The sequence below is a fragment of the Psychrobacter sp. FME6 genome (assembly GCF_014861365.1).
Taxonomy (GTDB): Bacteria; Pseudomonadota; Gammaproteobacteria; order Pseudomonadales; family Moraxellaceae; genus Psychrobacter.
This window is the reverse complement of record NZ_RRYW01000102.1, coordinates 1-9,350: the sequence shown is the minus strand read 5'-3', so window position 1 is coordinate 9,350 and position 9,350 is coordinate 1. Positions and strand designations below refer to the sequence as shown.

Annotated in this window: 6 protein-coding genes; 5 read left to right on the top strand and 1 reads right to left on the bottom strand. The window is 44.3% G+C overall.

Going from position 1 to position 9,350, the window contains the following annotated elements:
• Positions 1–634 precede the first annotated feature (634 nt).
• The 4 genes from EI162_RS12100 (at position 635) to guaD (ending at position 7,621) form a co-directional block, all read left to right on the top strand.
• Complete coding sequence (locus EI162_RS12100) at positions 635–2,263, top strand: xanthine dehydrogenase small subunit (protein WP_192524594.1); 1,629 nt, start codon at positions 635–637, stop codon at positions 2,261–2,263.
• Positions 2,264–2,330: 67 nt separating this feature from the next.
• Positions 2,331–4,901, top strand: coding sequence for a xanthine dehydrogenase molybdopterin binding subunit (gene xdhB, locus EI162_RS12095; protein WP_192524593.1), 2,571 nt, complete (start codon positions 2,331–2,333; stop codon positions 4,899–4,901).
• Complete coding sequence (locus EI162_RS12090; protein WP_318779321.1) at positions 4,894–5,967, top strand: XdhC family protein; 1,074 nt, start codon at positions 4,894–4,896, stop codon at positions 5,965–5,967. Before xdhB ends, EI162_RS12090 begins: the two co-directional genes overlap by 8 nt.
• A gap of 211 nt (positions 5,968–6,178) precedes the next feature.
• A complete protein-coding gene (gene guaD / locus EI162_RS12085) occupies positions 6,179–7,621 on the top strand; it encodes a guanine deaminase (protein ID WP_192524592.1) in 1,443 nt (480 codons plus the stop codon).
• A gap of 125 nt (positions 7,622–7,746) precedes the next feature.
• Here guaD and EI162_RS12080 read toward each other — a convergent pair whose 3' ends face one another.
• Positions 7,747–8,922, bottom strand: a complete 1,176-nt coding sequence (locus EI162_RS12080; protein WP_192524591.1) for a cupin domain-containing protein — start codon at positions 8,920–8,922, stop codon at positions 7,747–7,749.
• A gap of 141 nt (positions 8,923–9,063) precedes the next feature.
• Here EI162_RS12080 and EI162_RS12075 point away from each other — a divergent pair, with 141 nt between their 5' ends.
• Positions 9,064–9,258: an NF038104 family lipoprotein gene (locus EI162_RS12075; protein ID WP_192524590.1), complete on the top strand. Its 195-nt coding sequence runs from the start codon at positions 9,064–9,066 to the stop codon at positions 9,256–9,258.
• Positions 9,259–9,350: the final 92 nt, after the last annotated feature.

Sequence of the window (9,350 nt, the reverse complement as noted above, 5' to 3'; positions counted from 1 at the left end):
TTTGTGTCTTCATAACCTCAAATATATCATCTTGCTTTGGCTGTCACCCTCCTTTATTTCTTCAGCATACTTTCTGACACACCACCAAGTAAATCTATTATAAGGTCAAAAAACTTATAAAGTTGACGGTATTTTTAACTGGTTTAATGTTTATTATTAAAAATATGGTTTTATGAGTTGTGAAGTCAATAAGTATAATGATAATATATTTAAAGTTAACCAAAAAGTCAGCTTCAAAGGAGAAGTAGTGACCGGTTGCTTAAAATACGGAATATTGATTGGCTAAAAGCCAAATTAAATGGACGTTTTATTTCAATCTTCGTAGCTACTACGAGACGTTTAGGCCTCTCGTACAGATACTGAAGCTCCATCCCCAATAAAGATTAAGCCTGAGCAAGTCAGAAGTCTGAAAGGCAGTCAGCTTATTCAATAACTGTATAACTATCAGTATTGATGTAGGTATGATGATCGTCATCGTATAAATTTTATTACTATAATAATTGAATACTACTTTAGGGCAGTGTCGTTGTATGCGGCCGACCTTTGAGATATTGATTGTTACTATATTATTATTCGATTAAAGATAAAAGTTTACTTTTTTATCTTCCTTTTATCCAGACAGCCGAGTATTGCTATGATTAATTTTTATCTAAACGGGAAGCTCCATGAGCTGACCCACCTTAACCCTAATACCACGGTTCTTGAGTATCTGCGCTTGCACGAACGACAGACTGATACCAAAGAAGGCTGTGCTAGTGGTGACTGCGGCGCCTGTACGGTTATGGCTCAGCGACTACCTATTGATGATATAGAACAGGCTAGTGCCACTCCTTTTTATACCCTAAACTCTTGCATTACTTTATTGTCACTCATGGATGGTCATCATCTTATGACCGCCGCTTATCTGGCGGATAATCCTGAACATCACCCAGAGCGTGCTTTATTACATCCAGCACAGCAAGCAATGGTCGATTGCCATGGCTCGCAGTGCGGTTTTTGTACGCCGGGTTTTGTCATGTCGTTGGCCAGCGTTTATGAAAACCAGCGCTTGCAAAAAAACCAAGACACGACCACTGATGACCTAGACTACGATGACATTGTTGCCTCCATCTCAGGGAATCTATGCCGTTGTACGGGTTATCGTCCTATCATCGACGCAGGTTTGGCGATGGAAGGTATTGGTCAGCAGCGCGATGCTGACCAAACCGCCGCTAAAGATTTCACCATCAATCTAGCCACGGATGCAATGGCTAGTAGCAAAAATACTGCCTCAACGAAACTAAGTGCTATCAAGCCTGTCCTTACTCAAGAGTCGCGCAAGCTATTTATGCCGACGTCAATCGATGCGCTAAATCAAGTCCTAGCAGCCAACCCGACAGCGACTATTTGGGCCGGCGGAACAGACTTAGGGTTAAGCGTGACTCAACATATGGTTGACCATGAGGTGATTGTTCAGCTGTCTGCTATCGAGGAGCTTAAGTCTTGGTCACTGACTGGTTCTGATGAGCCAACAGATGGCGATAAAAAGACTGAGCAAGTACCAACCCAATCGTTAGTGCTGGGCGCTGGCATGAGCTATCAGCAAATGCTGCCTGTGCTTGAGCAGTACTTTCCTGAGTTTGCTGCGATATTCGAGCGTATTGCCTCTCCGCAAATTCGCAATATGGGTACTATCGGTGGAAATATTGCCAATGCCTCACCGATTGGAGATTTGCCGCCTATTTTATTGGCATTAGATGCGCAGGTTTATTTGCGTCATTGTGCTAGTGATAGCAATGACAATAATCATAGTCAGGCTTCTTACACTGACGAAACCATTTCTTTATCCGCATTTTTCCTAGATTATAAAAAGACCAAGCTGCGTGCAGGAAGCTATGTAGTCGACATACATATTCCACTGATGCAAGACAATCAGCATCTATATATCCATAAGATTAGTAAGCGTTACGAAGATGATATTTCTGCCTGCTTGTTGGCTGCGAGAATCGATTTGTCAGCAGATGGTAAGACCATTGAGCAAGCAAATCTTGGGCTTGGCGGTATGGCGGCGATACCTTTATTGGCTGAGAGTTGTCAGCAAGCTTTAATTGGACAGTCCGTGGATGTTGCCAGCTTTGAGACAGCCGCACAAATGCTGTCGATGGATGTGTCGCCAATGACGGATGTAAGAGCCAGTCGTGAATATCGAATGCATGTGATGCAGCGGCTAATTATTAAATGTGGTAAGCAATTGGTAGCAGGCATGCAACCTGCAAGTGCTTGATAGATAACATTAATATCTTAAGTTACCCTAAATTACCTTTGCTAAAAAAATATAAGAGAGAGCCATTATGAGTCATCATTCTTCATTATTTGACAGCTACAGTACTCGCCGCATTCGTCCACCCAAAAATAAAATCGGTACCGCAGTCAAGCATGACAGCGCTATCAGCCATGTGATGGGCACCGCGACCTATGTAGATGATATGCTAAAACCACAAGATACGTTACATTTAGCCATAGGCAAAAGCGATCACGCTCATGCCAGAGTATTGAGCATGGACTTGAATGCGGTAAGGGCAGCAGATGGGGTAATCGACGTTATTACTTTTAAAGATTTGCCAGCCAAAACCGATATCGGTCCAGTATTCGATGGTGACCCGTTGATGGTAGATGAGATCACAGAATACGCTGGACAAACTTTATTTGCCGTCGTCGCCACCAGTCATCGTGCAGCCAAAAAAGCCACGCTTAACGCTATTGTAGAATATGAACCATTACCAGCAATATTGACTATTGATCAAGCACTTGAGCAAGAGCAATTTGTGCGTCCCAGCCACTTTATGGAGCGCGGCGATGCGCAAGCTGAGTTAAAATCGGCACCGACGCGCATCTCAGGCCATATACATATGCTCGGCCAAGAGCATTTTTATCTTGAAGGACAGGTATCCTATGTCGTGCCTTGTGATGATGGCGGTCTGGAAGTTTATACCTCATCGCAGCATCCGAGTGAAGTGCAGCAACTGGTTGCCGAAGTGGTGGATCTGCCTTTTCACGCAGTCACAACAATCGTGCGTAGAATGGGTGGCGGCTTTGGTGGTAAAGAGACACAAGCTGCCGCTTGGGCGTGTCTGTGCGGTGTCGTTGCCAAACGCCATAATGTCCCAGTAAGCATGCGTTTAGATCGTCAGGATGACATGGTGGTCACTGGTAAACGCCATGAATTTGCCAATCGATATGATGTCGGTGTCAATGATGAAGGTCAAGTGCTAGGCGTCGATATGCAGCTATCAGGACTATGTGGTTATTCACCAGATTTGTCCGATGCCATTGTCGATCGGGCGATGTTCCACTGTGATAACGCTTACTATTATCCAGCGGCACAAGTAGCAGGTCATCGCTGTAAGACCCATACGGTATCGAACACCGCTTATCGAGGTTTTGGGGGCCCACAAGGTTTATTGACTGCCGAATATATGATGGATCATATCGCTTATACGCTGGGTAAAGATCCTTTGCAAGTGCGTTTAGCGAATCTATATAAAAACGGTCAAAGCACCCATTATGGTCAGCCGATTGAGCATTTTGATTTGGCTACTATTATGCAGACGCTAGCCGATGACAATGAGTATGATAAGCGCCGTCAGCAGATTACAGAAGCCAACCAAAAGGCTGAAGCCGAAGGCAGTGATAAGCGTTTGGGTCTGGCTCTAACCCCTGTGAAATTTGGGATTTCATTTACCGTGCAAACGCTGAATCAAGCGGGAGCCTTAGTGCTGATCTATACCGATGGTACGATTCAGGTCAATCACGGTGGTACCGAAATGGGGCAAGGGCTGTATATCAAAATCGTCCAAATCGTCGCCAATGAATTTGATGTCGATTCAGATACCGTCAAAGCAACTGCAACACGCACGGATAAAGTGCCGAACACGTCACCGACGGCTGCTTCATCGGGTACGGATATGAATGGTAAAGCGGCGCAAAATGCTTGTATCACTATCAAAAACCGTTTAATTGAGTTTGCCGCTGAGCACTTTGAAGTAGCTGCAGAAGATATTAGGTTTGAGAATAACCATGTCCACGTCGGCAATAAAGAAACATTCACCTTTGCTGAATTTGTGCTACTGGCTTATCAACATCGTATTAGCTTATCTTCTACTGGTTATTATAAAACGCCAAAGATATTTTATGACCGCTCAAAAGCGTGGGGTCGTCCATTCTTCTACTTTGCGCTAGGTGCCGCTTGTTCTGAGGTTGAAATTGACACCTTAACAGGAGAGTATAAAGTGCTGCGCTGCGATATCTTACACGATGTCGGCCAGTCGATTAACCCGGCTATTGATATCGGTCAGATTGAAGGTGCCTTTGTCCAAGGCATGGGCTGGCTCACCGCTGAAGAATTAATCTGGGATAAAAAAGGCAAATTGGCGTCTAATGCGGCGGCAAATTATAAAATTCCAACGGCCCATGATTTACCGAAGCAATGGAGCGTCAAACTGTTTGATCGCAAAAATGAAGAGCAGACCATTTATAACTCCAAGGCCGTTGGAGAGCCACCATTCATGCTAGCGGCCAGTGTCTGGTGTGCGATTAATAATGCGATTGCCAGCTTAGGTGATTATAAGAAAAACCCAGAGCTGAGCATGCCTGCTACGCCAGAAGCGGTACTAAAGGCAGTGATGCGACTGCAAGATCAATCATGGGAGATTGCTTCTCAATCAGAGGAGGACACTGTCGATAGCTTAACGCCAGCTGATGACGATTGCGGGATTGATGATGATCGCGTGCTGCCGCAGCAAGTCCCGCATGGTGAAGATGTCAATCCGCCAGAGGCTGATGGTCAATTGGTCGATGAGCAGCCTGAGGCGATAGAAAATCCCAATGTATCAACGGCTCGTGGACCTGCGCACAGTGAATAATTCAGCAGCGCGACAAGTATCATCGCCATCATCATCGCTGCCACCGACGCGCTGGTATGACGGACTGGCGCAGTATCAGCAGCGCGGTATTGCTCACGTTTTGGCGACGGTCGTTGCAGTGAATGGCTCAGCACCTCGGGCGCTACAATCTAAAATGATTGTGACGCTTGATGCTTGCTGTGACACCTTGGGTGGTGGCAGTTTGGAGCATGATGTGACGATAACTGCTAGGCAGTTGCTGAATGGTGAGCTAGATCCAAATGAATCCAGAGGCTTTAAGCCATTAAAAGAAGGTAAGTCTAAAAAAGCGCATGAAGTACGCCGCGATGCCGTCTATGCCAAGCATTATCCATTGGGTGCTACATTAGCCCAATGCTGCGGTGGCAGTGTGACCGTCATGTTTGAATGTTTTAATGTGACGCCGCCCATGTCGCTGTTAGTGTTTGGGGCAGGGCATGTCGCAGCTGCCTTGATGACCATACTCGCTGAGCTGCCTTGCCAAGTGGACTGGGTGGATAGCCGGCCTGAGATGTTTGAGCGTTATCTGACTGATGATTCTGCGGCGGTAGATGGGCAAGTTGCTTATCAATTACCGCCGCATATTCGCCCGCATATTGACGAAGATCCGGTTGATTTTGTCCAACCGTTTATTGCGAATAGCATGAAAGGTACCTCAGCAAGAAAAGGCACTCAACACTTTGTATTGGTTATGACCCATGATCATAGTCTTGATTTTGAGTTGGTACGTGCCACGCTGGATGCTTATATAAAAGTCGATTCAGAGATTGGTACAGAATTTGATACAGAATTTGATAATGCAATACCAAACTCTGACAATACTATCAGCATCGATGAAAATTCGTTACCGTCGACAGCGTACCTTGGCTGTATCAGCTCGGCAACCAAAGCCAAACGTTTTAGAGATCGATTGCTGCAACGTGGCTATAACGAACAAATCGTCGATAAACTAACTATGCCCATTGGTCTTGATGTTGGTGGTAAAGAGCCGATGGCGGTTGCAATCTCCATCGCCGCGCAAGTTTTGCAGCTTTATAATCATTTATAACTAGAATTAACCATCACTGATATAAACCCTAACCGATAGATTTCTAATTATTTATAAGTCTGTCCACCATTATAAATCACACTGTTATTAGCTTGGGTTAGCCATAATGATATATGGGCTGCACTCAGTAGCTTTGTGTTCGCACTATGGTGGGTCGACGATATTTATTAACTTTGACGCAAATACTTATTACTTATTGTGAGATTTTATTATGACCATACATATTTATCAGGCGCAATTGCTGCACTATTTGACCGAAGAAAATCTTGCTAACAGAATGCAGCGCGCCACTTCGGATGCGGCTGATTTAACAAATACTGAGCGCCCAGACCTTACGGTGGTAGATAAAAACGTCACCTTGTTACCTGTTATCGCAGGCGTGAAAGTTTACCCTGAATATATTGCCGATGCTGCGCTGGTGGTCGATGATGCAACGGGTTGTGTGGTAGATTACGGCAGTAAAAAAGCCATCATGGCAGAATATGCTAGTAGTAGTGCCCAAGAAGGCAAAGCGCCGGTAAAGATTCATGATTACCAAGATAAGCTTATCATGCCAGGCTTTATTGACACCCATGTACATTATCCGCAGATAGATATGATTGCAGCGTTTGGTGAGCAATTGCTTGATTGGCTCAATAACTATACTTTTGTCACCGAAGCTAACTTTGGTGATCCAAAAGTGGCGCACGATACTTCAAAGTTTTTTTTAAACCAGCTGCTTGCCAACGGTACCACCAGTGCCTTGGTATTTTCAACCAGCCATCCTGAATCGGTTGAAGCCTTTTTTACTGAAAGCGAACGTCTAAATACTCGTATGATTACTGGTAATGTATTGATGGATCACAATGCGCCTGAGCATTTGTGTGTGCCAACAGAGCAAGGTATCCGCGATACACAAAATATCATCGATAAATGGCACGAACGTGGCCGTCAGCATGTGGCGATTACGCCAAGATTTGCCATTACTTCGACGCCAAAACAATTGCAAATGACAGGTGAGCTCTATCGCAGCTATGATAGTGTGTATCTGCAAACGCATCTGGCTGAAAATCTCGATGAAGTGGCTTTTGTACGTGAGCTTTATCCCAACCATAAAGGCTATCTCGACGTTTATCACGATTTGGGGTTATTGGGTCGGCGCACGACTTTAGCACACGGTATCTACCTTGAAACAGCAGAGTATGAAGTGCTGCGTGATACTGGCACCCAAATAGCCCATTGCCCAACGTCCAATTTATTTTTAGGTAGTGGTTTGTTTGATTTGTCCAAAACGCTGAGCTATACCGGTGTCAGTATTGCCACTGATGTAGGTGCAGGGACCAGTCTGTCAATGTTAACGACTTTATCAGAAGCTTATAAAGTTCAGCAGTTACAAAGCAATCCGTTATCAGCACATCAAGGGTTGTACCAAATTACCTTAGGCAATGCCCAGTCGCTATTATTAGATGACAAAATTGGTAATTTTATGCCTAATAAAGAAGCGGATTTTGTGGTGATAGATATGGGTGGTACTGATTTAATGGAGCGCCGCATGACACAGACTAAGTCACTTGCCGAGCAGTTATTTGTGCTGATGATGCTCGGTGACGATAGGGTCATTGAAGAAACCATTATCGCTGGCGTAAGCCGTTATAAAAAAGCGACTGCTGTATAAGAGGTGTTGATTCATAGCTTAACTATGAATCAAACGGAGATTTTGAAAGCGCGCCGCGTTCATTTATTAGGATTTTTAAGTCTTAATACTATAAATGCGGAGCGCTTTTTCTAATTTAGTATCTATTACTCCTGAGAATCATCAAGCCATACCCAACCGTTTTCTAGCCATTCGCTTAAGTCGTCTGGGTCAATAGCAGTAACATCTTGACCTTGTAAACGCTCGCCATTTGCTAGACGTACTAGCGCCGCTATCGCTGAGTCATCAAGACCATCAAGTCGCTGACCATTGGCGTATAGCACGATGCCATCATCCGTCTGACTGTATAAAAGACGATTACTATAATCTGCTTGTAGCGTTGCGCCCTCAGTCAAAGCTTGCATCAGCTCATCGGTATCCAGCGTTTCTTCTGGCATCAGCGCATCATATTGACGTTTGCTGACCACTTCAGCGACTGCCTGACGAATAATATCGTCACCACGCTCAGACTGGAGCATGTGTAATAGCTGAGCTTTGATCGCCTCGATACTGTCAGCTTGTAATTCACCTGATGCTTGTAGCGCTTGAGGCAATAACATAGGAACAAATAAATCGCTATCGTTGGTAGCGATATCCGCCATATTGTCGATGACTTGCATCAAGTTCGGACGACGACAGCCAAAAGAGAAGGTTAGGCAGTCATCTTGGGCGACACCAAAATGTGACAACTTCGGTGGCACATAAAGAACATCACCCGCTTCTAATATCTCATCAAAGACAATCTCGCCCATATCATTGAAAAGCCGAATAGGCTCATCAGCGACAAACTCAGTATCTTTATCGCAAAACTTGCCCAGTTGCCAACGGCGCTGACCATAACCTTGCGCTAAAAAAACATCGTAATCGTCATAGTGCTTACCAACCGAGCCGCCTTTTGGTGCATAGGAAACCATAATATCGTCACGTTGCCACTGTGGTATAAAGTCAAAGGCTTGCCACAATTGCCCAAGCTCAGGTGACCATTGTTCTAAGTTCTGTACCAATACCGTCCATTGCTCAGGCAAGTTATCAAAATCTGTTTCAGTTAGTGGGCTTTTTTTAAGCTGCCATTGCGGTGTATCTGCTTGTTTAACGCTGGCTTGGGTAAGCAGACGCGCTGAGGCATCTTCTTCTAGCGCTAAACCAAGCATATCGTCTGGCTCAAACATATCAATTAATTGTGGTAAGCCTTGCTTAATAAGTAGCGGTTTTTTTTGCCAGTATTCTGTTAAAAACTGCTCTGGAGTAATGGAGTCGGGCAAACAAAGGGGTATAGTACTCATTAATAAATCCGTATCTTTATATGGGCATGAGATTAATAGTAAGGATAGCTTTATAGGAGGCGTTTATTAGTTTATTATTATCACCTATCTGATGACTATCGCTTAAATGATGATTATCATCCAATCACTTGTAGGATATTTATGAAAAAATTACAGTTTATCGTCATCATCACTAGCGTGTTTATGCTACAGGCTTGTGTGCATAAAATCGTTACCGTACCTGCTAAAGTGGTTTATAAAACCACCAAAGGCGTGGTCAAAGGTACGGCTGCGGTTGGTAAAGCCATCATACCAGGCGACAGTGATGACGATGATGATAAAAAGGATAAAAAATAAAACCTTACCCGTTAACTATGAGTTTTTAAGACAAATCGGTGTAATGGACAAAATTCATGCTAAAAAGTAGAAGGTAGTCGCTAATGGACATA

Coding starts and splice junctions, on each gene's coding strand:
- xdhB (WP_192524593.1), top strand. CDS start 2,331: ATGAGTCATCATTCTTCATTATTTGACAGCTACAGTACTCGCCGCATT.
- EI162_RS12075 (WP_192524590.1), top strand. CDS start 9,064: ATGAAAAAATTACAGTTTATCGTCATCATCACTAGCGTGTTTATGCTA.
- EI162_RS12080 (WP_192524591.1), bottom strand. CDS start 8,922: ATGAGTACTATACCCCTTTGTTTGCCCGACTCCATTACTCCAGAGCAG.
- EI162_RS12100 (WP_192524594.1), top strand. CDS start 635: ATGATTAATTTTTATCTAAACGGGAAGCTCCATGAGCTGACCCACCTT.
- guaD (WP_192524592.1), top strand. CDS start 6,179: ATGACCATACATATTTATCAGGCGCAATTGCTGCACTATTTGACCGAA.